The 26,158-nt window shown below is 35.4% G+C and carries 18 protein-coding genes; 7 read left to right on the forward strand and 11 right to left on the reverse strand.

The genetic code is table 11. From position 1 onward, the window contains the following. Positions 1-48: 48 nt before the first annotated feature. Positions 49-243, reverse strand: a complete 195-nt coding sequence (locus CLV00_RS03210) for a cold-shock protein (protein WP_007137066.1) — start codon at positions 241-243, stop codon at positions 49-51. Positions 244-375: 132 nt separating this feature from the next. After that, the gene (aspS, locus tag CLV00_RS03215) at positions 376-2,121 is read right to left on the reverse strand and encodes an aspartate--tRNA ligase (RefSeq protein ID WP_099713782.1); all 1,746 of its coding nucleotides are present in this window, start codon (positions 2,119-2,121) and stop codon (positions 376-378) included. A 228-nt stretch (positions 2,122-2,349) separates the two neighbouring features. On the opposite strand from aspS, the gene CLV00_RS03220 reads away from it, so the two are divergent. Then, positions 2,350-2,697 carry a toxin-antitoxin system YwqK family antitoxin gene (locus CLV00_RS03220; RefSeq protein ID WP_099713783.1) on the forward strand — a complete coding sequence of 116 codons (348 nt, stop codon included), beginning with the start codon at positions 2,350-2,352 and terminating at the stop codon, positions 2,695-2,697. Positions 2,698-3,083: 386 nt separating this feature from the next. Here the strand turns inward: CLV00_RS03220 and CLV00_RS03225 are convergent, their stop codons facing one another. The 8 genes from CLV00_RS03225 to CLV00_RS03260 form a co-directional block, all read right to left on the reverse strand. Beyond that, entirely contained in the window at positions 3,084-4,769 is a 1,686-nt protein-coding gene (locus CLV00_RS03225) for a sodium/sugar symporter (protein WP_099713784.1), read from the reverse strand. Between the two features lie 362 nt (positions 4,770-5,131). Then, positions 5,132-6,151, reverse strand: coding sequence for a UDP-glucose 4-epimerase GalE (gene galE, locus CLV00_RS03230; RefSeq protein WP_099713785.1), 1,020 nt, complete (start codon positions 6,149-6,151; stop codon positions 5,132-5,134). After that, positions 6,148-7,200: a UDP-glucose--hexose-1-phosphate uridylyltransferase gene (locus CLV00_RS03235; RefSeq protein WP_099713786.1), complete on the reverse strand. Its 1,053-nt coding sequence runs from the start codon at positions 7,198-7,200 to the stop codon at positions 6,148-6,150. Before CLV00_RS03235 ends, galE begins: the two co-directional genes overlap by 4 nt. After that, positions 7,200-8,369: a galactokinase gene (galK, locus tag CLV00_RS03240; RefSeq protein WP_099713787.1), complete on the reverse strand. Its 1,170-nt coding sequence runs from the start codon at positions 8,367-8,369 to the stop codon at positions 7,200-7,202. The genes CLV00_RS03235 and galK overlap by 1 nt, the downstream gene beginning before the upstream one ends. A 120-nt stretch (positions 8,370-8,489) precedes the next feature. Continuing rightward, entirely contained in the window at positions 8,490-10,916 is a 2,427-nt protein-coding gene (locus tag CLV00_RS03245; protein ID WP_099713788.1) for a DUF4982 domain-containing protein, read from the reverse strand. A 34-nt stretch (positions 10,917-10,950) separates the two neighbouring features. Further along, positions 10,951-11,997 (reverse strand): glycosyl hydrolase 53 family protein, encoded by a 1,047-nt coding sequence (locus CLV00_RS03250; RefSeq protein ID WP_233206846.1) that lies wholly within the window; start codon positions 11,995-11,997, stop codon positions 10,951-10,953. Positions 11,998-12,003: 6 nt separating this feature from the next. Beyond that, a complete protein-coding gene (locus CLV00_RS03255; protein ID WP_099713789.1) occupies positions 12,004-13,098 on the reverse strand; it encodes a glycosyl hydrolase 53 family protein in 1,095 nt (364 codons plus the stop codon). Between the two features lies 1 nt (position 13,099). Then, positions 13,100-14,152 (reverse strand): aldose epimerase family protein, encoded by a 1,053-nt coding sequence (locus tag CLV00_RS03260; RefSeq protein WP_199074754.1) that lies wholly within the window; start codon positions 14,150-14,152, stop codon positions 13,100-13,102. A 101-nt stretch (positions 14,153-14,253) separates the two neighbouring features. Between CLV00_RS03260 and CLV00_RS03265 the strand changes: the two genes are divergently transcribed. The 3 genes from CLV00_RS03265 (at position 14,254) to fsa (ending at position 18,368) form a co-directional block, all read left to right on the forward strand. After that, positions 14,254-15,252 carry a GntR family transcriptional regulator gene (locus CLV00_RS03265; protein WP_099713790.1) on the forward strand — a complete coding sequence of 333 codons (999 nt, stop codon included), beginning with the start codon at positions 14,254-14,256 and terminating at the stop codon, positions 15,250-15,252. 399 nt (positions 15,253-15,651) lie between these two features. After that, a complete protein-coding gene (locus CLV00_RS03270) occupies positions 15,652-17,691 on the forward strand; it encodes a transketolase (RefSeq protein WP_099713791.1) in 2,040 nt (679 codons plus the stop codon). A gap of 20 nt (positions 17,692-17,711) precedes the next feature. Beyond that, the gene (fsa, locus tag CLV00_RS03275) at positions 17,712-18,368 is read left to right on the forward strand and encodes a fructose-6-phosphate aldolase (protein ID WP_099713792.1); all 657 of its coding nucleotides are present in this window, start codon (positions 17,712-17,714) and stop codon (positions 18,366-18,368) included. Positions 18,369-18,558: 190 nt separating this feature from the next. Here fsa and CLV00_RS03280 read toward each other — a convergent pair whose 3' ends face one another. After that, positions 18,559-19,248: an NUDIX domain-containing protein gene (locus tag CLV00_RS03280; protein ID WP_099713793.1), complete on the reverse strand. Its 690-nt coding sequence runs from the start codon at positions 19,246-19,248 to the stop codon at positions 18,559-18,561. 631 nt (positions 19,249-19,879) lie between these two features. On the opposite strand from CLV00_RS03280, the gene CLV00_RS03285 reads away from it, so the two are divergent. The 3 genes from CLV00_RS03285 (at position 19,880) to CLV00_RS03295 (ending at position 26,149) form a co-directional block, all read left to right on the forward strand. Next, positions 19,880-22,924: a TonB-dependent receptor gene (locus CLV00_RS03285; protein ID WP_099713794.1), complete on the forward strand. Its 3,045-nt coding sequence runs from the start codon at positions 19,880-19,882 to the stop codon at positions 22,922-22,924. Between the two features lie 29 nt (positions 22,925-22,953). After that, complete coding sequence (locus CLV00_RS03290; protein ID WP_099713795.1) at positions 22,954-24,516, forward strand: RagB/SusD family nutrient uptake outer membrane protein; 1,563 nt, start codon at positions 22,954-22,956, stop codon at positions 24,514-24,516. Positions 24,517-24,601: 85 nt separating this feature from the next. Continuing rightward, a complete protein-coding gene (locus CLV00_RS03295; protein ID WP_099713796.1) occupies positions 24,602-26,149 on the forward strand; it encodes an alpha-N-arabinofuranosidase in 1,548 nt (515 codons plus the stop codon). The last annotated feature ends 9 nt before the right edge of the window (positions 26,150-26,158 follow it).

Here is a 26,158-nt window from a genome sequence, read left to right on the forward strand (position 1 = left end):
GAACGTTTTTTAAACATTCGTAGGCAAAAAAAATTAATTTTTTTATGCTTAGATCACTGCTACTTTCGCAGCAACTTTTCCTTTTCTTCCTTCTTCTTCTTCATAGCTAACTCTGTCACCTTCGCGTAATTCTTCCGCGTTGATTCCTGATGCATGAACAAAAATGTCTTTTCCTGTTTCTTCGTCTGTAATGAATCCGTAACCTTTAGATTCATTGAAAAATTTAACTGTACCTGTACGCATTGTAATAGTAATAATAATTTATAATGGAGCAAATGTAATATTTAATATAATACGAAAGACATTCTTCTCTTTTTATTTTGTAAAAATATTGATATTCAACGTTTTCTAACAAATTTAATCGATAAAGTACAACTACGCTAATTTTATATGCAACTCTTTTAATTGCAAATCATCAATTGCTGACGGAGCATCAATCATGACATCTCTTCCTGAATTATTTTTTGGAAAAGCAATGAAGTCACGAATTGTTTCCTGACCACCTAGAATTGCCACCAATCTATCCAATCCAAAAGCCAAACCTCCGTGTGGCGGTGCACCAAACTGGAAAGCATCCATTAAGAATCCGAATTGAGCCTTAGCTTCTTCTTCTGTAAAACCTAAATATTTAAACATCAATTGTTGTGTCGCTTTATCATGAATACGAATCGATCCACCACCAATTTCATTTCCATTCAAAACCATATCATACGCATTAGCACGAACTTTACCTGGATTCGTTTCCAATAAATGCATATCTTCTGGCTTGGGAGAAGTAAAAGGATGGTGCATAGCATGGTAACGACCGCTTTCTTCGTCAAATTCCAATAAAGGAAAATCAACTACCCAAAGAGGTGCAAATTCAGCCGGGTTTCTCAATCCTAATCGCGTTGCTAATTCCATACGCAATGCGCTTAATTGTCCACGCGTTTTATCGGCTGGACCAGAAAGCACAAAAATCATATCTCCAGCTTTTGCGCCAGTGATTTTTGCCCATTCCGTTAAATCGTCTTGATCGTAGAATTTATCTACTGATGATTTATAGGTTCCGTCTTCATTACATTTCACATAAACCATTCCAGATGCACCTACTTGAGGACGTTTGACCCAGTCAATTAATCCATCTATTTCCTTACGAGTATAGTTTCCAACTCCCGGAACCGCAATTCCCACCACTAATTCCGCAGCATTAAAAACTGGAAATTCTTTGTGTTGTGCCACTTCATTCAACTCGCCAAACTCCATTCCGAAACGGATGTCCGGCTTGTCATTCCCGTATGTTTTCATGGCGTATTCGTAGGTAATTCTTGGGAATTTTTCTACTTCAATGCCTTTTATTTCTTTTAATAAATGTCTTGTCAATCCTTCGAAAACATTCAAGATATCTTCTTGCTCCACAAAAGCCATCTCGCAATCGATTTGCGTAAATTCCGGCTGTCTGTCTGCACGTAAATCTTCGTCACGGAAACATTTCACGATTTGGAAATATTTATCCATTCCACCCACCATCAATAATTGCTTGAACGTTTGCGGTGATTGTGGTAACGCATAAAACTGCCCTTCATTCATTCGAGAAGGCACCACAAAATCTCTTGCTCCTTCTGGAGTAGATTTAATTAAATAAGGTGTTTCCACTTCACAAAAGTCTAAATCCGAAAGGTATTTACGCACTTCCATTGCTACTTTATGACGAAACATCAAACTGTTTTTCACCGGATTTCTTCGAATGTCAAGGTAACGGTATTTCATTCTGATATCCTCTCCACCGTCCGTTTCATCTTCAATTGTAAAAGGAGGCGTAAGAGAAGCGTTAAGAATAGTAAGTTGAGTAACTAAAATTTCAATCTCACCTGTTGCAATATTTTTATTTTTAGCTTCACGCTCAATAACAGTACCTTTTACCTGAATTACAAATTCACGACCAAGAGTTTTAGCCAATTCAAAAACTGATTTCTCTGAACGACCTTCGTCAAAAATTAATTGCGTAATTCCATAACGATCCCGTAAATCAACCCAGTTCATAAATCCCTTATCACGCGATTTTTGAACCCATCCCGCAAGTGTAACTTCTGTATTAATATGTGAGGCATTCAACTCGCCACAATTATGACTTCTATACATTATTCTAATTTTAAATTGTTTCGCCCTTAAGGCTCGGGTGCAAATTTAGGACTAATTATGAATAATGAATTGAGAAATACCATTTTTTAGTGTTAGATTTTTACTGAAAATTTTATTTCCAATGTTAAGTTTTACTCCAATGTTACTAAATTGTTAACTTAAAGTTTTTTTATTGTAAAATGTTTTATATATTTGTTAAGCTAATATGAATTTAAAAATCCAAACGACATGAAAAAATATATAATCTTAACCGCATTAATCTTCTCAGGTATAGCATTTGCTCAAGAAAACAATCCAAAATTAGAAGCTGTAGGTGAATTAGTAAAAACAACTTACTACTTTGAAAATGGAAAAGTACAACAAGAAGGTTTCTTTAAAAACGGGAAACTTGAAGGACTTTGGACTTCATATGACACAAATGGTAACAAACTATCTGTTGCTAATTATGAAAATGGAGAAAAAACTGGAAAATGGCTTTTTTGGAATGGTAACAACTTAAGCGAAGTAGACTATTCTAACAGCAGAATTGCTTCCGTAAAAACATGGAAACAAGAAGCATTGGTCAACAGAGACTAAAAAGCATCACTTAAAATATAAAAAAAGCTTCCGTTAATTTCGGAAGCTTTTTTTATGCCTACTATTTACTAAATAAGCAATAAATACAACTCTTTCAATCACTAGTTGAAAATTCTCAAAACAGAGCAATTAATCCGCCTGAAACACGGCTAATCTCGCAAGATTTACCAGTACTAATTCTGATATTTAAATTGTCTTAGAGAGATTATTTACTTTAACGACACAGAAATTCTTTTGTGGAAACGCTTTCAAAGTCTATTGTTACGTACTCCAAATACATTTAAAATCAAATGCCGTTTAGTTAAGTTTTCATTTGGGACTACCAACTGATCTTAACTAAACGGCAATGATAGTTATTCCTGTATCTTGAAACTAGTTGTTATATACTACCAGAACTTAGCGTACAATGCAAAAATAATCAATAAAGTAATTACGATTAATACTGTAGTTTGCGGTTTTACCTTGAACATCTCAGTATCTAACTCAAAAGCTTTTGGATTCACTTTTGGTCCGGCAAAACTCACTGCAATCATAATAAGCATTGTAAACATAAATGACAATCCCATACAAATGTGGAATGGTATTTCATATCCACCTTTTCCATTGGCGTAAGCCGTGTAAAGTAATGTTTCTGTGCCAAATAATGCCGGTGCAAATTCGTTAAACAAAACCGACAATAAGAAACCTGAAATCACCCCTATTATTGCAGCAGTACCAGTAGTTCTTTTCCAGAACATACCAAGGAAAAACATGGCGAAAACTCCAGGACTGATAAACCCTGTATATTTTTGGATATAAGTAAATCCACCTACACCACCAATTCCTAATATATCATTCCATGTAAACAAAACAGCAAGAAGCATCGCCGCAAAAACAGCATATCTTCCAATATTCACCTGGCTTCTGTCACTTGCATCTTTTTGAATGTATTTTTTATGCACATCTAAGGTATAAATAGTAGAAATACTATTCACTTTTCCAGCCAAAGAAGCAACAATTGCAGCCGTTAAAGCAGCAACAGACAATCCTTTTAATCCCGTAGGCAAGAACGTCAACACAGCAGAATACGCACCATCTTTACCACCTACTAATTGAGGTAAATGTCCGTTTTCATATAAAACATAAGCAGCAATACCTGGTAACATAACAATAAGCGGCATTAATAATTTCAAAATACCTGCAAACAAAATACCGGTACGGGCAGTTTGTAAATCGGCACCCAAAGCTCTCTGCGTAATGTATTGGTTACAACCCCAATAATTAAGATTAATAATCCAAATACCCGCCAAATAGGACATCATTCCTGGAAAAGTAAGATACTTATTAATATCGTTTTGAGAAGAAGTTGCTGTTGGTTCCGGGATAATCATTTTGAAATGATCCGGAGCTTCACGCATCAATACTTTGAAACCTGCAATTGCATTTTCTCCAACACCAAAATATTGTCCAACTGTAGTCAAAGCAATATATGACGTAACCAGTCCACCGATAATTAAAACCGCAACCTGAATTACATCTGTATACGCCACCACTTTCATACCTCCTAAAGAGATCACTAAAGCAAAAACGGCAAGCCCAATCATAATAGCGTGTAAATATTCACCACCGGCCAATCCATTAATGGCAACAGCTCCTAAATATAAAATAGAGGTAAGATTTACAAATACATATAAGAACAACCAGAAAACGGCCATAATTAAAGCAGTTGATTCGTTATACCTTGTTTTTAAAAATTGAGGCATGGTATAAATCTTGTTTTTTAAATAAACAGGAATAAACCAAACGGCTACAATAATCAAAGCAATAGCGGCAATCCACTCATAAGCGGCAACTGCAATTCCTAAAAAGAATCCTTCCCCACTCATTCCAATAAACTGTTCAGCAGAAATATTAGAAGCAATCAAAGAAGCCCCAATAGCCCACCATGTCAATGTTCCCTCAGCCAGGAAATAGGCTTTGGCATCATGTTCGTTTTTCTCTCGTTTGCGATAAACGGTATATCCGTAAGTGGACACCACGATAAAATAGATAATAAATACTGCGTAATCAGCAAAAGCAAGGTTCTGGTTCATGAGTAATTTGTTTTTTAGAAATTAATATAAATGAATGAGATTATTGTCTTGTAATATGTAATGTTTTTATTAATGTAATTATACTGCTTTTTTTTAAACAAATCACACACAACTTGGCTTAAAACCAAACAATTCCATTATAGAATTGAATATAAAATGTGATATGTATTTTAATTTTATTGTTTTTTTATGAATTATGAAAGTCAAAAGTAAAATAAAAATATTTATTTACATCATTTATAAATGTATTTTTTACATTTATTATTATTGTATAGGTTAAATCTTAAAAAAAAGCACTTAAACTACTATCTAAATCCCATTTTTATACGTGTTTCACAACAAAAAATGGATTCCATAAATTTTTAACGGCTATTTCTGACCTTTTGTTCCCATTTCCAAGCACTGGCAATCGCTTCTTCCAAAGTTGACTGTGTTTTCCATCCAAGCACAGTATTCGCTTTATCGGTATTGGCATAAACCGAAGTCACATCGCCTTCTCTTCTTGGAACAATCGTGTAAGGTAATTTTTGGCCGCTAACTTTTTCGAAAGCGCTAATCACTTCCAACACCGAGCTTCCGGTTCCGGTTCCCAAATTAAAAACTTCTAATTTCTCTACATTCTTTTTGTTTACTAATCTTTGTAAAGCAATAACATGGGCTTTCGCCAAATCGACTACGTGAATATAATCGCGAACACAGGTTCCATCAACCGTTGGGTAATCATTCCCATAAACGGATAATGATTCACGCAAACCCATTCCGGTTTGAGTAATAAAAGGAACTAAATTTTGCGGTACACCCATAGGCAGTTCTCCAATTTCAGCTGATGGATGAGAACCGATTGGATTAAAGTAACGCAACAAAATAGCATTGACGTTACCTACTTTAGTGACATCGGTAATAATTTCTTCCCCAATTTGTTTGGTATTTCCATATGGAGACATTGCCGTTTGTACAGGCGTAGTTTCGGCAATGGGCATCACTTCGGCTTGACCATAAACGGTACAAGATGAACTGAAGATAAAATTGGCTTCCGGCTTTTTCTGCAACTCTTGTAAAATGTAAACCAGCGAAGCAACATTGTTTTCATAATACAACAAAGGCTCTTTCACACTTTCACCAACTGCTTTGGAGGCAGCAAAATGAATCACTCCGGCCACATCCTCATGCTTCTGAAAGAAAGCTTGAACAGCTTCTTTATCTCTTAAATCTATTTGTTCAAAAAGCGGTTTTTTACCTGTAATTCGTTCTATGCCATCCAAAACATCAATCGAGGAATTAGACAAATTATCAACAACAACTACTTCAAAATTTTCATTTTGTAATTCCACTACGGTATGCGAACCAATGAATCCCAAACCTCCGGTAACAACTATTTTCATGACTTATTTTTGTAATGTACGTTAGACTGTTCTCTTAAAACCGCGGCACTTTTCTCTGGCGTAATATCCCGCTGTGATTCACCCATCATTTCATATCCTACCATAAATTTCTTTACGGTTGCAGATCGCAACAATGGTGGATAAAAATGCATGTGAAAATGCCATTCCGGATGCAATTCCCCATCAGTAGGTGACTGATGAATTCCTGATGAATATGGAAAAGATGTTTCAAAAAGATTATCATATTTTGTAGTCAATTGTTTTAAAATAACTGCAAAATCGGTTACTTCCGTTTCCGTGAAATCCGTAATTTTACTCACATTTCTCTTGCTGACAATCATCGTTTCATACGGCCAAATTGCCCAAAAAGGAACCAATGCCACAAAATGATCATTCTCAATAACAATACGCTCGTCGAGTTTCATTTCTTCATTTAAATAATCTTGAAAAAGTGTTTTGTTATGTTTTTCAAAATAAGCTTTTAAGTTATTTTGCGTTTTCTCCACCTCAGTCGGCAAAGACGATTGCGCCCATATTTGCCCGTGAGGATGCGGATTACTGCAACCCATAACGCTTCCTTTATTTTCAAAAATCTGAACATGATTGATGTAGTCCACATTACCTAAATCAGTATATTCTTTTTGCCAGGTATGAATGATGTTTTCAATCGCAGTTGCTGGCATTTCAGGCAATGTCAAATTATGTTTTGGCGAAAAGCAAACCACTCGAGAAATTCCTCTTTCTGGTTTAGCTCTAAAAAAAGTTTCGTTTTTGTTTTCTTCAAATGCAATTTCTTCTTGCTTTAAAGCGGCAAAATCATTTTCGAAAACAAAAGAATTTTCATAATCCGGATTGACCATTCCATTTGCTCGAACATTTCCCGGACACAAATAACATGTTGGGTCATATTCCGGCAATGCATCCGAAGTTACTGTTTCATTTTGTCCTTGCCAAGGGCGTTTCGAACGGTGTGGAGAAACCAAAACCCATTCGTTGATTAACGGATTATAGCGTCTGTGCGGATCTTCGTTGATATCAAAATTTTTCATTATTTCGCGATATAAAGTGATGTTCCATTTCCGATTTTTACATCGTAAATTTTTAATTCTATTCCAAAAGTATCTAAATAAAGTGCAGAAAGCTGCTGTTTAATTCGCTCTTCATGTCCTTTTTTGATTAAATTGATGGTACATCCACCAAAGCCACCGCCCATTAATCGGGAACCAACTACGGCTTCTTCCTTTTTGAGTGTATCCACAATCATGTCTAACTCAGCACAACTTACTTCATAATCAACCGATAATCCTTCGTGTGTTTCGAACATTAATTTCCCTAAAACTTCAATCTTTCCATTATCTAATGCTTCACAGGCAAGTTTCACCCGATTGATTTCTTTTACCACAAAAAGACACCTTTTGAAAACATTTTCACTCATTATATGTTGCAATCCTAAAACATGTTCTTCCGTGCAATCTCTAAAACTCGTTATCTCAGGAAAATTATTTTTTATAATCGCAATCCCTTCTTCACATTGCTGTCTTCTCTCATTATAAGCCGAAGTCATCAAGGAATGCTTTACATTCGAATCGAATAAAATCAAAGAATAATCATTAAAATCAGCATTATGGTATTCATATTCTAAGGTCTTACAATCAATTTTTATGACTTTATTTTCTAAACCCATAACACTCGAAAACTGATCCATTATCCCGCAATTGATTCCTACCCAATGTTCGGCACTTTGTCCCATTAAGGCAATATCAACCGGTTTTATTTTCAGTTCAAAAAGCTCGTTGATTCCAAACAAAAATCCACATTCCAATGCCGCCGAGGAAGACAAACCGGAACCTACAGGAATATTACTGCTAAAAACACAGTTGAATCCATCAAATTTAAAACCTTTGATTTTCAATTGATTGACAACGCCTCGAATGTAATTCGTCCAAACATTATCGGTTAATTCCATTGATTCAGTAACGTCGATTTCAAACGAATCGTCAAGGTCAATCGCAATAATTTTCGAGGTATTGGAATTACTTTTTTCGAAAGCAAAACATATAATTTTATCAATCGCTGCCGGTAAAACATAACCATCATTGTAGTCAATATGTTCCCCGATAATATTAATTCTTCCCGGAGACAGCACTATTTTTTTTGGTGCTGAACCAAAGCTATCTTCAAAGAAAGCGGTCGTTTTTTTAATTAGAATATCGTTCATAATTTTAGTATTGATACGCTACTTTTTTTAAAAATTTCAGTTGTAGCGTTTAGTTATATTGCTGTTTTTAAATCATTTGTTTTCAAAAGTATTGTTGCGATACTTACTTGACTTTTCTATTTATTTTGTAGATACCAAGTTCAATTTTCCGCTCTTGAGCCCAGCACCATTTACTTCAAGTTTTACATCACCGGCAGTTGTTGTCGATTTTACAAGCACTACCAATTTTCCGCTAAAAAGTTTCATGGTATCTTTATGAAACATCTCGAGTGAAGTAGCATCACCATTACAGGCAGCACGGTAAGTACCCGCTCCTGAAACCTTAAATTTTAATTGATTAGTCGCCGTAGGACAAAGAATTCCATTTTTATCCACTACAGATACGGTTACGAAAGATATATCTTCGCCATCGGCAGTGATTGTTTTCCTGTCCACATCTAAAACAATTTTATAAGGCTTGCCGGCAGTACGTACTTCTTCTTCAGCAACAGCTTTACCATTGTCATCATAAGCCACCACTTTTACCGTTCCTGGCTCATATTTCACATCCATCCACATCAGGCGATAGCGATTCTGTGGTGTGTTTTTATTTTTTGTCTGCACTCCCATGCTTTTGCCATTTATAAAAAGTTCAGCGCTGTTGTAACTCGTGTATACAAAAACAGGAGTTATCTCTCCTTCACGACCTTCCCAGTTCCAATGTGGTAGGATATGAAGCGTAGATTCTTTTGTATTCCAACGACTTCGGTATAAATAATAACGGTCTTTTGGTAAACCTGCTAAATCATTAATTCCAAAATAAGAACTTCTAGACGGCCAGCTTTCGTCATAAGGTGTAGGCTCTCCTAAATAATCAAAACCAGTCCAAACAAACTCCCCAATTACCCAAGGTTTATCATCTTGAAGCACAAAATCTTCATCCGGCACATTAGACCAGCTACAGGCTTCCAAGTCATAAGAGGAAGATTGAAAATCAGGATATTGTTTCATTTTTTCCTGCACCACAGGGAATTTATAAATCCCTCTGGAGCTCACCGTTGAAGCTGTTTCTGAACCTAAAATAAACCCTTGCGGAAATTTTTTAAATGCTTCATCATATAAATGTACCCGATAATTTAACCCTGGAACATCCAGCAAAGCTCCAAAACCAGATTCCATAGTCGCTTTTACTTGATCCATACCAACAGTTACAGGACGGGTTGGATCTTCTCTATGAAATAGTTCCTGCAACCATTTGGCTCGTTTTACACCAGCTTCTCCCCATTGATCAGGCACTTCATTTCCAGAACTCCACATCACAATAGAAGGATGATTTCTCGTTGCCTGCACTAAATTCAAGATATCTTTTTCAGCATATTCTTCAAAAAAACGATGGTAGCCATTTTCTACTTTTGGCAATACCCATTCATCAAAACTCTCTGCTAGAAACATAAATCCCATTTCATCCGCCAACTCCAATTGCTCGAAAGAGGGCATATTGTGCGAACTGCGAATCGCATTACAGCCCATATCTTTTAAAATCTCCATTTGCCTGCGCAACGCGGCTTTATTTACGGCAACTCCAAGCGGACCAAGATCGTGATGCAAACAAACTCCTTTAAATTTGGTTATCTTTCCATTAAGACTAAAGCCTTTATTGGCCTCGTATTTTATTTCGCGAATTCCAAAACGTGTTGAAATGGCATCTTTCAATTCTTTTCCAACATACAATTGGGAAACCGCTTTATACAAATAAGGGGTTTCGGGGCTCCATAATTTTGGGTTTTCTACTTTTAAATTTTGATCGAATTCCTTTCCGAATTCCATAGTCGACTCCTCTGAACTAAGTTTTTGTCCTTCGGCATCAAAAATAGTGGTGACTAAACGAGTATTCTCCCCAGAAGCTTTGGTCTTAATATTAACTTTAGCAAGTTCTGAACTTATAAAAGGTGTCGTTACAAACTGTCCCCATTGGTCAATGCTTTCGTTATTTTTTATAATAACACTTACTTTTCGGTATAAACCGGCACCAGGATACCAGCGGGAAGCAAATTCTTTATTGGTTAGTTTTACTGACAATGTGTTCGCTCCTTCTTGTATAAATTGGGAAACATCAAAATAAAAATAACTATAGCCATACGCCCATTCTCCCACTTTTTTTCCGTTTAAATACACTTGAGGTTCGCTCATTGCGCCTTCAAAAAGCAAAATTATTTTTTTCCCCTTTACATCTTTAGGCAATGTGAATGTATTGCGATACCACGCTGTCCCAATATGAGGTAAAGCGCCAGTTCTTCCTGTCTTTTCAGTAGCTATGTTTTCTCCGTTTTGAACAATGGCAACTTTTTGTATGTCTACATTTTTATCAAAAGGTCCATAAATTGCCCAGTCATGCGGAACAGTTACGGATTCCCATTTCGAATCATTAAAATTTACTTTAATTGCCTCTTCAAAATCGCCTTTTTGAAATTTCCAATTGGTATCTAACACTTTAACTTCTCGTGTTTGAGACACAGCCAATTGTGTAAAAGTGAAACATACAAACAGAACGTGTATTACTTTCTTCATTTTCAAATCTTTTTTAAAATTTTATTAATCCAAATTATTCTTTGAACGCATCCAAAGCCGGCGAAGGTTTCCCATCAGATTGCCAAGCACTTAACGAATAGTGACTCCAACTCTTTTCTCCCTGTGGTTCCCAATAAATAACACCAAGTCCTTTGTTATTTGGCACTGCTTTGACCGCTTTGATTGTTGCCGCTAACATTTCGTACGTGTTTTGCACTTTGTCATATTCACCACCAACTTCTACAACCATCACTTCTTTGTTATATCTGGTAGCCATATCGTTAAGATTATTGGCTAAATCCGCAATGGTTTCGGTATAATCTTTCTTGATCCAAAAAGGGTAATAGGATAGCCCAATCACGTCGTACTTTACATTATTTGCCGTAGCATTATCAAAAAACCATCTGAATTTTTCACTATTGTTTCCTTCGTCAAGATGAACGATTACTTTGATTTTAGCATCAATAGCCTTTGTTGCTTCATAGCCTTTGTTGAGTAATTGTGCCAATTGGCTCCAATTTTTAGTACTTCCTTCCGGCCACATCATGCCTCCTGGAATTTCATTTCCTACTTGAACCCATTCCGGAGTAACTCCAGCTGATTTTAATGCGCTCAAAACATCAAAAGTATGGTCATACACATCGGTCATTAACTCTGAAAAAGTATGATTTTCCCAAGCTTTGGGTTTGAATTGTTTGCCTGGATCGGCCCACGAATCACTGTAATGAAAATCAATCATGATACGCATTCCCATTTTTTGAGCACGCAAAGCCATGACAACGGTTTCTTCCTTGCTGCAATGTCCACTGGCTTTATCGTCATTTGGATTTACCCAAACGCGAAGGCGAATGGTATTCATTCCTCTGTCTTTCAGCAGTTGCAAGCAATCTTTTTCAGAGCCATCAGTATCGTAAAATTTGTATCCTGTGGCTTCCATTTGTGGCAACCATCCCACATCGGCTCCTTTTGCAAAAGAACTCTTTGATGTTGTTTGAATATTTTTGGATGTATTACAAGAATAAAGCACTGAAATCATTAAAGACATCAAAACGAATCGGAAATACATTGGTGAATTTTTCATGTGTACTTATTTATTAAACACCTGCAAAACAGGTAATGCTTTATTATTAAAATCATAAAAGGCCTGATTTTCAAAAGTAGAGCCATTTGCGGCTTGATTCCCTTTAAAAGAAATCCATTCGCCTCCCCAATACGCAAATCCCAAGCCGTATTCAGACTCTTTTACGACTGTTTTTATTGCCAATACAAAACTTTTTTGCCCATCAGGAGTTGCAGGATAACCTGAAACCAGTTGTGTGTCTAAACCAACAATATTATTGGTCCAGTCATTATATCCTAACGTAAACGGATAAGCCGTTTCAGCAATGATTACTTTTTTATTGTATGTTTTTCCTAACGTATTAATGGTCGTTTTGACAACTTCTAAATCTTTTCCGTGCCAAATCGGGTAATAGGATAAACCAATATAATCGTAATCTACACTTTTAATTTTATTAAAAAACCAATTAGTATCCGAAGCTTTAACACCTGCATAATGAATCATTATCTTGGTATTTGGCGCTTTGGTACGAATAGTTGCACTTGCCGCAGATAATAAGGCCAGGCATTGAACTTCCTGATTAATTAAATGACCTTGTGGCCAAAGCAATCCACTATTTATTTCATTCCCTATTTGTATAATATCAGGATTAATTTCTGTAATAATTGTCGAAGTATAAGTAGCTACCGCCGTTTTTAAATCTGTAAAAGACAAATTTTTCCATTCAGCTGGTATCGTTTGCACTGCAGGATCAGCCCATGTGTCTGAATAATGAACGGTTAACCAAACTTTCATTCCTGCTTTTTTCACACGTGCCGCCAAAGCTTTTACTTCAGTCATTCCTGAATGTCCGTTTGAAGGGTTTTTCCAAAGACGAATTCGTACCGCATTACAACCTGCAGTTTTTAAAGTCGTAAGCATATCTTCCGCTTTGGTATTGTTGTATAAAATAGTTCCAGAACTTTCTATTTCCGGCAGAAAAGAAATATCCGCAGCTCTTATAAAAGTATCTTCCGCAACTGGCGGTTCAACTATTGGCGTTTCATTTGTATCATTGGCTGAACAAGAAAAAAACATTCCCAAGAGTGCAAATACTCCAAAAACAAAAATGTGTTTTTTCATATTAAAAAGATTGAAATTTATAAATGGTTTTGTGATAATACAGCTCTTCTTTTCTCAAAACTGAGTTGGGAAAATGCTTGTAATTTGGTGCATTAGGGAAATTTTGCGTCTCAAAACAAATACCGCTCAAAGCATGGTAATCCGCATTTTCTTTCCCTTTTAAAGTATTAAAACAATTACCGCCAACATAAATATGAACACCCGGCTGATTGGTATACACTGACATTTTTAAATTATTGCTTTTATTGAAAAGTGAAGCTGCAAATTCATTTTCTTTATTCAAAATAAAGGTATTGTCAATTTTAGAAGGACACTTTCTTGGTGATGTAAAATCAAACGGACAATTTGCTACGTTCAAAAACCTTCCAGTTGGAATATTCTCATTGGTTGTTTCTAACAATCTATGCGAGTTGACCATTATTTCTTGTTCAGAAACATTGGATTTGTGACCATCAAGATTAAAATAACTGTGATGCGTTAAATTCACAACAGTATCTTCTGTAGTTGATGCCGTGTAATTTATAATTAATTCATTTGCATCAGATAAAGTATACGTCAATTCAACCGTTAAATCCCCAGGGAAATTTTCTTCTTGATGAGGGCTAAAATAAGCTAACGTTATAGAAGGACTTTTACCGTTATTTATATTTTTGACTTTCCATATTTTTTGACTGAAACCACTATTTCCACCATGTAAGGAATGATCCTTATAATTCTTTTTTAAACGAATTGATTCGCCATTTAATACAAATTCGCTGTCGTTTATTCTTCCTGCAAATCTTCCTACTGTTGCTCCAAAGTAAGGCGCGCTTTCCAAATCAAATGATTTGATGTAAGCCTCTAAAGTATCAAAACCCAAAACCACATCTACAAATTCACCGTTTTTCAGTGGCATTTTCAACGAGGTAATAGTTGCACCATAATTAGTAACTTTAAGCTGCATTCCGTTTTTGTTTGTCAATTCATAAAGAGAAACCTCTTCGCCATCTGATGTAAAACCAAATAATTTCATTGCAGAACTAGCTTTAAAATGTGATATGTGTTTTATTTTCATGATTTATTTATGAAATGTGAAAACCAAAAGTAAAATAATTATTATCAGTTACATACCAGTACCCACCAGTTTTTGTATCTTGCGAAAAAATTCATTCATTTATGAAAATTATTTCGATTCAAAATAATCTTGGAATTCCTAAATACAAACAAATTATCATTACTGTTGAGAAGGGAATTGAAGAAGGAAAATTAATAAAAGGAGACAAACTTCCCTCTGTAAACAAAGTCAGTTTAGAGTTTTCACTGTCTCGTGATACGGTTCTACTGGCCTATGATGAATTAAAAAAAAGAGGTATTATTTATGCAATTCCTGGAAAAGGATATTATGTAAAAAGTATCGCGGTTACCATAAAACAAAGGATATTTTTACTTTTTGATGAATTAAATATTTTCAAAGAAGACATCTACAACTCATTCTTGGAAAACATTGGGAATGACGTTCAGGTTGATATTTTCTTTCATCATTTTAATATTCAAGTTTTCCAAAAACTAATAAATGACAGTAATGGAAATTATACAAAATACATCATTATGCCTACCAATTTGGCTGAGGCGGCATCAGTTATAGAAACCCTACCAGTAAACGAAGTTTATATATTAGATCAAACCAATCCTGGACTAAATTCCTTTCCTGCGGTATATCAAAATCATAAAAAAGACATCTATGAAGGATTAATGAAAGCAAAATCCCGCTTAGTCAAATACAATAAAATAATCATGATATTTCCTGGATTTAGAGAACCTCTAGGAATGAAAATTGGTTTCGAAAACTTTTGTGAAAATTTTATTTTTGACCACGAAACCATCACTGAATTCAACAATAGAGCTATAGAAGCAGGAGAAGTTTATGTGATTCCAAATGACCGAGATTTAGTTCGTGTTATCGAAAAATCAAAGCTTCAAAACTTACAATTAGGGCGCGATTTTGGCATTATTTCCTATAACGAAACCCCTCTAAAAAAAGTAGTTGCCAATGGAATTACAACCATTTCCACCAATTTTGAAGCTATGGGGAAAATTTTGGCAGAGATGATTCTACAAGGTAAAAAAGAACAAATAGAAAACAAAAGCACGTTAATAATTCGAAATTCATTGTAGCAATTCAATCTTCTTATGGCAATACTATTTTTAAAAAATTAGTATTGCCATTTTTTATTGGCAAAAAAAATGCGATTCTTATTTTAAAATTGCAAGAAAAAAATTTATTTGTCATTCTTAAAAAAATTTGTTTACATTTGTAAATGTATTTTTTACACTTATTATTATTTTTCACACAGAGCTACTAAAAAAGAAGCTGTTACTAATTAAATTTTGGTTTAAATGTAAAATATATTTTATCTGACACTGATTTTGTCGGTTAGTCAGGATGAATTTTTTAAGCTCTAATTTTAATATAGGAAAAAGTAAAATTTGCTACCGCTTATAAAACTTTGGACACAAATAATAAAACGAATCATATTATACTATTCAAAAAACATTTAATTTTACAATTTAAACATGAATAAAAAAATTGACAATTTAGCTGCTGACAATATTAGAGCATTAGCTATTTCGATGGTAGAAAAAGCGAATTCAGGCCATCCTGGAGGAGCCATGGGAGGCGCAGATTTTTTGCACATTTTATATACTGAGTACTTAAAATTTGACCCGACAGAAATGGATTGGTCATTCAGGGACCGTTTCTTTATGGATGCAGGACACCTTTCAGCCTTGATGTATTCCCAATATTATTTGTTGGGCAATTACAAAAAAGAGGATTTACAAAGCTTCAGACAATGGGGTTCCGTCACTCCTGGTCATCCGGAAGTAGATGTGCTTAGAGGAATAGAAAACACTTCCGGACCTTTGGGACAAGGACACGCAATGGGAGTGGGTGCTGCTATCGCCGCCAAATTTCTAGAGGCCAGATTCAAGGGAATTTTCAATCACAAAATATACGGTTTCATCACAGATGGTGGTGTTCAGGAAGAAATTTCTCAGGGAGCGGGTAGAATCGCCGGACATTTAGGTTTGAACAATTTCATCATGTTTTATGATTCGAATGATGTACAGCTTTCGTCCATGACAGATGAAGTAACTTCAGAGAATACAGCTATGAAATACGAAGCTTGGGGATGGAAAGTCATCACAATTGACGGACACGACCACGAGCAAATCAGAAAAGCATTGAACGAAGCCAATGAAGAATCAGAAAAACCAACCTTAATAATTGGAAAAACGATTATGGGAAAAGGTTGCGTTACCACCAATGGCGATATATATGAAGGCGAATGTGAACTGCACGGAAAACCTATTGGTGATACCAAAGCCGATTATGTAAAAACCTTACTAAACCTTGGAGCAAATCCTGAAAATCCTTTTGCAATCTATGAAGATGTGGCAACACATTATGATAAAATAAAAGCCAAAAAATCTGAAGAGGCCGCGTACAAAAAGCATCATGTAGCCACTTGGAAAAAAGAAAACCCTGCATTGGCTCAAAAAATGGATTCATTTCTATCCGGAAAACTTCCAGAACTGGATTTGAGTAATGTAGTCCAAAAAGCAAATGCCGCAACAAGAGATGCCTCATCGGCAGTATTAGCTTACTTAGCGGAACACGTGGAAAACATGATTGTTTCTTCGGCAGATTTATCCAACAGTGATAAGACGGATGGTTTCTTAAAAAAATCTTCTGTTTTACAAAAAAATGACTTCAGTGGTGCCTTTTTACAAGCCGGAGTGGCAGAATTGACCATGACTTCTATTGCTAACGGAATTGCCCTTCACGGAGGTGTTATCCCAGTAGTAGCAACCTTTTTTGTATTCTCGGATTACATGAAACCTGCCATTCGATTAGCCGCAATTCAGGAATTACCGGTAAAATATGTTTTAACACACGATTCTTTCCGAGTGGGCGAAGACGGACCAACCCACCAACCTATTGAACAGGAAGCACAAATGCGTTTGTTGGAAAAAATAAAAAACCATTCGGGGCATCAAAGTTTATTAGCGCTCCGCCCTGCCGATGCTATTGAAACTTCAGTGGCATGGGATATGGCTTTGAAAAACACCACTACCCCAACAGCTTTGATTCTTTCGAGACAAAACATCAAGGACATTCCTGCAATAGGAACTTCAAGATATGAAGAAGCAACCGAAGCTAAAAAAGGAGGTTATTTGGTTAAATCTACACCAAATCCTGACATTACATTAATCGCAAATGGATCAGAAGTGGCCACCCTTTTGGAAGCTGCAATTATTTTAGAAAAAGAAAAAAATCTAACTATAAACGTAGCCTCAATTATATCTGAAGGTTTGTTCAAATCACAACCAAAAGCGTATCAGGAAAGCATTATTCCAAAAGGAAAATTAGTGTTCGGACTTACTGCCGGACTGCCGGTAAACTTAGAAGGCTTAATTGGCGACAGCGGAAAAATAGTTGGATTAGAGCATTTTGGATATTCAGCACCAGCAAGTGTATTGGATCAAAAATTTGGATTTACAAGTGAAAGCGTTTGCACAGAAATCCTAAACTACATTGAAGAAAATAAATAAACATTTAAATAAATAAAGACATGAAATTTTTTATAGACACAGCAAATTTAAAAGACATAAAAGAAGCTAATGATTTAGGAATTCTGGATGGTGTAACCACAAATCCTTCGCTAATGGCGAAAGAAGGAATCACTGGTGCAGATAATATTATTGCTCATTATGTGAAAATATGCGAATTAGTTGACGGTGATGTTAGTGCCGAAGTAATTTCGACAGATTTTGCAGGTATGGTTGCCGAAGGTGAAAAACTGGCTGCTTTACATCCTCAAATCGTGGTGAAAATTCCCATGATTAAAGACGGAATAAAAGCGATAAAATACTTTTCGAATAAAGGAATAAAAACCAATTGCACCTTGGTATTTTCAGCAGGACAAGCCTTACTTGCCGCCAAAGCCGGCGCCACTTATGTTTCGCCCTTCATCGGAAGATTAGATGATATTTCTACAGATGGAATGGCATTGATTGCCGAAATCAAGCTGATTTATGATAATTACGGATATGAAACACAAATTTTGGCGGCATCCGTTCGTCACGTCATGCACATTTTAAATTGTGCTAAAATTGGCGCCGATGTCATAACCGGACCATTAAGCGCTATTGAAGGTTTACTAAAACATCCGCTTACGGATAGTGGTTTAGCCACTTTCTTAGCCGATTATAATAAAGGAAACAGTTAGGAATTTAAATTTTATTTGGGACTGCACTTTGCCATTCTAAGAGTAGTTTGCATTTATAAAACTATTCTGGAAATCATTGAAGTTGTAGTCAATCAAAGAATTAAAGAATAGTTTTTTCAGGATTAATTATAAAAAAAGGAAGCCTCAATTAAGAGACTTCCTTTTTTAGTTTATGATTATAAAGAATGACTTATAGGTTTAAAACAAAATCATTCAAGAGTTTTGCATCGTATTTTTCTTTATCAAAAGTATAAAGATAAGATCCTTTTCTGGAGGACATCATGTCTTTCTCTTCGAGTTTTATCAGAATATCCAGTGAGTTTATTTTGCTGATGAAGTTTCTTTTATCCAATTCTTTACTAAGAATCGCTTCGTATAATTCCAACAGTTGGCGCATGGTGAATTTCTCCGGTAAAAGTTCAAATCCAACAGGCTTGATAGACGTTCTATAACGCAATCTTCTTATGGCATGTCTTAACATCGTGTCGTGGTCAAAAATCAATTTTGGAGCATTCGCAACGCTAAACCATTGTGCATGATAGTTTTGAATTAATTCTGCATTATGGTTTTCAATATTGATTAATGCAAAATAAGCAACCGAAATAGTTCTTTCTACAGGATCACGGTCAATCTCACTATAGGCATGCAATTGTTCCATGTAAATATCTTGAAGACCGGTGTAGGAATCTAGTATTCTGATGGCAGCGCTATCTAATACTTCATCTTTCTTAAGAAATCCACCAATTAAAGACCATTTGCCTTTTTCAGGTTCAAAATCTCTTTTAATCAAAAGTATTTTTAAGCCTTCGTTATCAAAACCAAAAATGATACAATCTACTGCCAGTAAAACTTTATCAGCAGAACTATAACTATTTAACATAATATGTTTTTTAGGGTAAATATATAAACTTCTCTAAAGGTTTCATAATTTATTAATGTTGATTTTACACTTAGTCTATTAAAACCCTGTAATCCCAAAAAAAATTCGTTTAATAAACTCCTCAATACTATTTCGCAGATTTGATTTTCACAAAGAACGGTTTCATTAATTAGTAATAGCAAAACTTCAAAACTGCAGATTAAACCATTTATTTTTCTTGTATTTCAATCGATTGCGAAGAATATTCGCCATTTATTGACCCGAAAATTAGTTTTTCATAAAAAACAATACGCCAAAATGAAGACTTTTTTTACAATATCACTCTGATTTTCAAATTAAAACTGATTTAAAAGGCAATTATTCCGCTGTTTTATAAAATAATTTTCACGGGCAATTTATTGTAGAAATGTTTGTTTTTTTACATAAAGTGTAAATTTTACACAAATTAACTCCAAAAACAGATGTATTTTTTACAAAAACATAATTTTAAAATGTTGATTTTACACTTAATTTAAAAAATGCATTTTTTTTTCCTCTTTTTTTTATCATATTAATTTGTTTTTGTGCTTTTTTTTTAATTAAATTTACAAATGTAAAACACACACTTATAATTAACCTAAATAATAACCGAATGAAAACAAACCACCGATTATTTCTTTATTGTAATTTTTTATTACCAAAAAAAGAATGGCTTCTAGCAGTAATAGTTATGCTAATGGCAACTATTAATGTTTCAGCTCAAAATACTCAAATTGTTACCGGAATTGTTACCTCAGCAAAAGACAAAATGCCTGCGCCAGGAGTAAATATTTTAATCAAAGGAACTAATACAGTAACCACAAGTGATCTTGACGGGCAATATTCCATAAAAGCTGCACCAAGTGACATCCTTGTATTTTCATATATAAGTTATGCAAGTCAAGAAATTGCAGTGGGTACTAAAACACAAATTAACGTAGCTCTAAAAGATGATCTTACTGCACTTGACGAAGTTGTTGTAATTGGATACGGAACACAAAAGAAATCAGACCTTTCTGGATCAGTTGGAGTTGTAAACATGGAATCTGCTAAGAAAACAGTAACCTATGATGCTGCAAAAATGCTTCAAGGACAAGTTGCAGGGGTAACCGTGCAATCCTCTGGAGAACCGGGCGGATTTGTAAATATTAAAATTAGAGGTTTGAACTCTTTTAGCAATAACAACCCACTTTTTGTAATAGACGGAATGATTGTAGACTCACCGTTTGATTTTGCTCCGGGAGATATCGAATCTATGCAAGTACTTAAAGATGCTTCTTCGGCTGCTATTTACGGAGTTCGTGGTGCTAATGGTGTAGTAATTATTACGACCAAAAAAGGAAAAGCCGGAAAACTGAATATCAAATATAAATCCCTTGTCGGTTTTCAAAACGTAGCTAAAACTTGGGATGTAACTGATAGATTAGGCTATCAAAATATAACCAGTGCAGCAGAATTGAATGCTGGATTAAGCGTTGCTCCAGGAAATGACCCTAACAACAGTAATTACATCAGTAATGTAAATACAGATTGGCAAGATGCCGCTTATGAAACTGGAATTATCGAGAATCATTCGTTAGCATTTAATGGTGGTACAGAAGATTTAGCCTATAATATGAATATGGATTATTTCAAAAACAGCAGTTATATCAAATCTCCTCAAGATTACGAAAGACTATCCATGAATTTGAATTTGAATGGTAAAAAAGGAAAATTCAAATACGGTACAAAAATAGGATTCACACAATCTGACAAAGAAAACTTTAACAGTTATGTAGGGGAAACTGCTATTGCAGCTTTGTTAGGTGCTATTCCAACGATGCCAGTATACGATGAAAATAGATTAGGTGGTTACGGAGGTACTGATAATTTAACTCAAAGAGCCATTTCGCTTAACGTTATAGGATTCAACAACTTAATCGAAAACAACGGAAAAAGAAACCGTTTCATTGGGAACATTTGGGGAGAATATGAAATCGTAAAAGGATTAAAATATAAACTAGACGCCAGTTTTGACAGATTAGATTATCAAAACAGAAAATTTGTTCCGCAAAGTGACTTAGGATGGTATTATATTACAACCAAAGAAGAAGCATCTCTAGATGTATCAACTGGTAATGAAACTAAAACGTTTCTTAACAACCTACTAACCTACTCATTAGACATTAACAAACATAAATTTGATGCTTTAGCGGGTTGGGTACAAGAAAGAAAAGACTATTACAACCACTGGTCAAGAGGTGTAGGATATGATTTTGGTGAAATCAGCAAATTGCAATATGCTGATGATAACAGTACAGGCGAGTCTAACACTACTATTACTGGTACATCATACATAAGCCGTATCAATTACTCATTTGATGATCGTTATTTGTTTCAAGCCAACTTTAGACAAGATAAATCGTCGCTTTTTAGTGAAAAATACAACACGACAAATGCGTACTCTTTCTCAGGAGCTTGGAAATTAAGCAACGAAAAATTCATTCACTTACCTGAATGGGTAAACACAATCAAACTAAGAGGTAGTTATGGTAAATTAGGAAACAACACAATTCCAGCCTATTTCTTTGCCACAACAATCAATAGCTTTGCTGGTTACAATTTTAATAACGAATTGGCTCCAGGAACAACAGTTGTCGCTTCTTTAGATCCAAATGTACGATGGGAAGATAATAAAACAACAGACGTAGCAGTTGAGCTTGGATTGTTTAATAATGCTTTACAGTTTACAGCAGAGTATTTTGTAAAAAACTCTTCTAATTTATTAGTTGGTGTTCCATTACCTTTTTCTACTGGAGCTTTCCCTGCAAGTATTACTACTAATGCCGGTGCAATGAGAAACAAAGGATTTGAATTTTCTGCATCCTATAACAACAATAATAACGCCTTCAAATACAGCATATCTGCTAATTTAGGAACGTTGAAAAATGAAGTATTGCAAATTGGTATCAACGGAAATCCAATCTATGGTGCTGCTTCAAAAACAGAAGTTGGTCGATCTATGGGTGAAATTTATGCCTACGAGACAGATGGAATTTTCCAAAACGCTGCTGAACTTGCTGCTGCTCCAACGCAAACTAATGCTGGAGTTGGAGATATTAAATTCAAAGATATCAATGGTGACGGAATGATTAGTGATCTTGACAGAACCTTTCAAGGAGTTACAATTCCAAAATACAGTTACGGAATGAACCTTAGCGGTTCTTACAAAAACTGGGACATCTCTATGTTTTGGCAAGGTGCCGGAGGAAACAAAGTTTTCAATAGCATATACCGTAATTTAATGGCGGGACAATATGGTAACCACAGCACTGATATGCTTAACTACTGGACACCTACAAATACGAATACAAATGTTCCTCGTCCAATTATTGGTGACCCGAATGCCAACGGAAGAGATTCAAACCGATTCATAGAAGATGGAGATTACATAAAACTGCAAACTATGGAAATTGGATATGAAATTCCAGTTCCGACTACCAGTTTTATTCAAAAAGCAAAATTGTTTGTAAACGGGCAAAACCTATTAATTATCAGTAAATATAGAGGAAGCGATCCTGATTTTAATAGCAACGACGGATCCTTCTCAAGAGGATATGACGGAGGTTCTTTCCCTAATCCTAGAACGATTTCTTTAGGACTTGAAGTGAATTTTTAAAATTAGCAAACCAATTAAAACGAATCAAAATGAAATATAAAATATTTAATTATCTGGCTGGTTTCTTATCACTTGCAGTGGTAACAACAAGCTGTGTCAACGATGAAGATTTAATTCAACTTGACCCAAATAATGACGCTGCAGATTCATTCTGGAAAACAGATGAGGACGCTATAAAAGGGGTAAATGCAGCTTATGGCAGCTTATTGACCGATGGTACATACATGAGAAGTACTCCTTTATTGTTAGATTTAAAAGGAGATGATACCAGAAGTAACAGTCCATGGGGAGCGATGTACAATGTAGGTCGTTTTAACTCAAATGTGTCGGATGCAGCAATTTATGGTTGGGCTTATGAAACCTACTATCAAGGTATTTACCGCGCCAATCAAGTACTTACCAACGTACCTAATATCGCTATCACTGATACTGCTCTTAAAAACAGAATTCTTGGTCAGGCTTATTTTTTAAGAGGATTGTATTTGTTTCATGCCGTAAACATGTTTCAAAACGTACCGCTTCCTACTGAAATTGCCGCTTTCTATCCACAAAAAACAAACCAAGAAGGTTGGGCACAAGTTATTGCAGATTTTAAAGCTGCCGCAGAATTGCTTCCGGCATCATACAGTAATATTTCTGGTTTAGATGCAGGTCAAAAAGGACGAGCCACGAAAGGAGCTGCTCTAGGATATTTAGGAAAAGCATACTTGTTTACCAAAGATTTCCCAAATGCAAAAATCGCTTTCAAACAAGTTATCGATTTAGGTGTTTATGCTTTAGTGCCTAATTACCGTGATAACTTTACAGACACAAACGAAAACAATTCAGAGTCATTGTTTGAAGTACAATTCAGCAGAGATGCAGGTGGAGTTGATTTAGGTTGGGGTGGTGCTCCGGCTTCCGGATGGGGGAAAACATCAGCAAGAGCTATTACTTACGGACCTAGAGCTTTTGGATGGACTGACGTACAACCAACATGGGCATTATTCAATGAATACCATGATGAAAAAACTACTGCAAACACGACAGACCCACGTTTAGACGCTACTATTTTCTATAACAAACCAGGTGGAATGCAACTTTACGGACAAAACTTCGCTACTTTTTACGCAGCCAATCCGGGAGATTTGAATGACTTGTTTTGCAGAAAATACCAAAATTCTGATGGAAATTATGCAAATGAATACGACTGGCGTTCTGGTATAAACGAACGTTTATTGAGATATGCTGATGTATTGTTAATGTATGCTGAATGTTTAAATGAAACTGGCGATACTCCGGGTGCTTACACTTATATTCAAATGGTAAGAAGCAGAGTTGGTTTACCTAATTTAGCTACAGCAAAACCAGGACTAAGCCAAATTGCAATGAGAGAGCAAATTGGACACGAAAGATTCTTAGAATTCCCACTGGAAGGACACCGTTTTGACGATATTCGTCGTTGGGGATGGTTACAAGATCCCGCAAAATTAGCTTGGTTAAAAACACGAGATGTAGAATTCAACTCCTACGCAGCAGGAAGAGAATTTTTCCCAATACCACAATTGGAAATGGATAACAATCCAGGAACAATTCAAAACAGTGGCTATTAATATTTATTTGATTTAGTTAGAATTTTAATGTCATGTGGTAAGCTTAACAAAGGCTTACCATGTGATTTTATAACTTAAAAAGAACATGAAAAAAACCCTATTAATCTTATTTATTTTTACTTTTTGTAGTCAAGCTATTGTTGCACAAAAAGAAACAACAGTACTTACTTTAAAAAATAGTAATGATGGACCAACTATCAGTAAACATATCTACGGACATTTTGCTGAGCATTTAGGAAAATGTATTTACGGTGGTTTTTTTGTTGGTGAAAAAAGTTCTATTCCAAATACAAAAGGAGTTCGTAACGATATTATTACTGCCTTAAAAGAATTAAAAATACCAAATTTAAGATGGCCTGGAGGTTGTTTTGCGGATACTTACCACTGGAAAGATGGTATTGGACCCAAAGAAGACCGACCAAGTATTGTAAACCGTTGGTGGGGAGGAACTACTGAAGACAACAGTTTTGGAACACATGATTTTTTAAATTTATGTGAAGTATTGGGTACAGAACCATACTTGGCCAGCAATGTTGGTAGTGGAACCGTTCAGGAACTGGAGCAATGGGTACAATATGTAAACCATGACGGCGGTAGTCCAATGTCTGAGCTTAGAAAAAAGAATGATCGCGAAAAACCATGGGGTGTTACTTTTTGGGGAGTAGGAAATGAAATGTGGGGATGTGGTGGAAATATGACTCCGGAATATTATGCGAACCTTTACAAACAATATGCTACGTTCATGACCGATTGGTCTAATAACGATAAACTTTTCCGAATCGCTTCAGGAGCAAATGTTGCTGATTACCACTGGACCGAAGTTTTAATGCGTGATATTCCTAAAAGTTTAATTGAAGGCGTTGCGCTTCACTCCTACTCTTTTGTAAAATGGGAAAAGAAAGGCTCTTCAACTAAATTTAATGAGGAACAATATTTTGCAACTATGCAAACTGCACTTAAAATGGAAGAATTAGTGACTAAACATTCTGACATCATGGATAAATATGATCCAGAAAATAAAGTGGCACTTATTGTTGACGAATGGGGCGGATGGTATGATGTAGAAGAAGGTACAAATCCTGGGTTTCTATACCAACAAAACACCATGAGAGATGCTATGATTGCCGGTACAACATTAAACATTTTTAACAATCATTCTAAAAGAGTGAAAATGGCAAACCTTGCTCAAACCGTAAATGTTTTGCAAGCTGTTATTTTAACAGAGAATGAAAAAATGTTGCTTACGCCAACGTATCACGTTATGAAAATGTACACTGTACATCACGATGCGCAATTATTGCCAATGACAATTAATTCTCCGTCATACACCTATAACGGTGAAAAACTTCCTGCTTTATCCGCTTCGGCATCCAAAGATAAAAACGGATTAATTCATATTTCATTGGTAAATATAGATTCTAAAAAAGACCACAAAATAGAAATTGACATGCAGGAACTTGGAATTAAAAATGTTACCGGAACTATTCTGGCATCACCAAAATTACAAGACCACAACACATTTGATAACCCATCAAAAATCAAACCTGCCGTTTTCAAAGGTTTTGAAACAAAAAAGGGTAAACTGGAAATTACAATCCCTGCATTTACTGTAGTGGTTTTAGAAACCAAATAAAAAAACATA

It is taken from the genome of Flavobacterium sp. 11, assembly GCF_002754315.1.
GTDB classification, from domain to species: Bacteria; Bacteroidota; Bacteroidia; order Flavobacteriales; family Flavobacteriaceae; genus Flavobacterium; species Flavobacterium algoritolerans.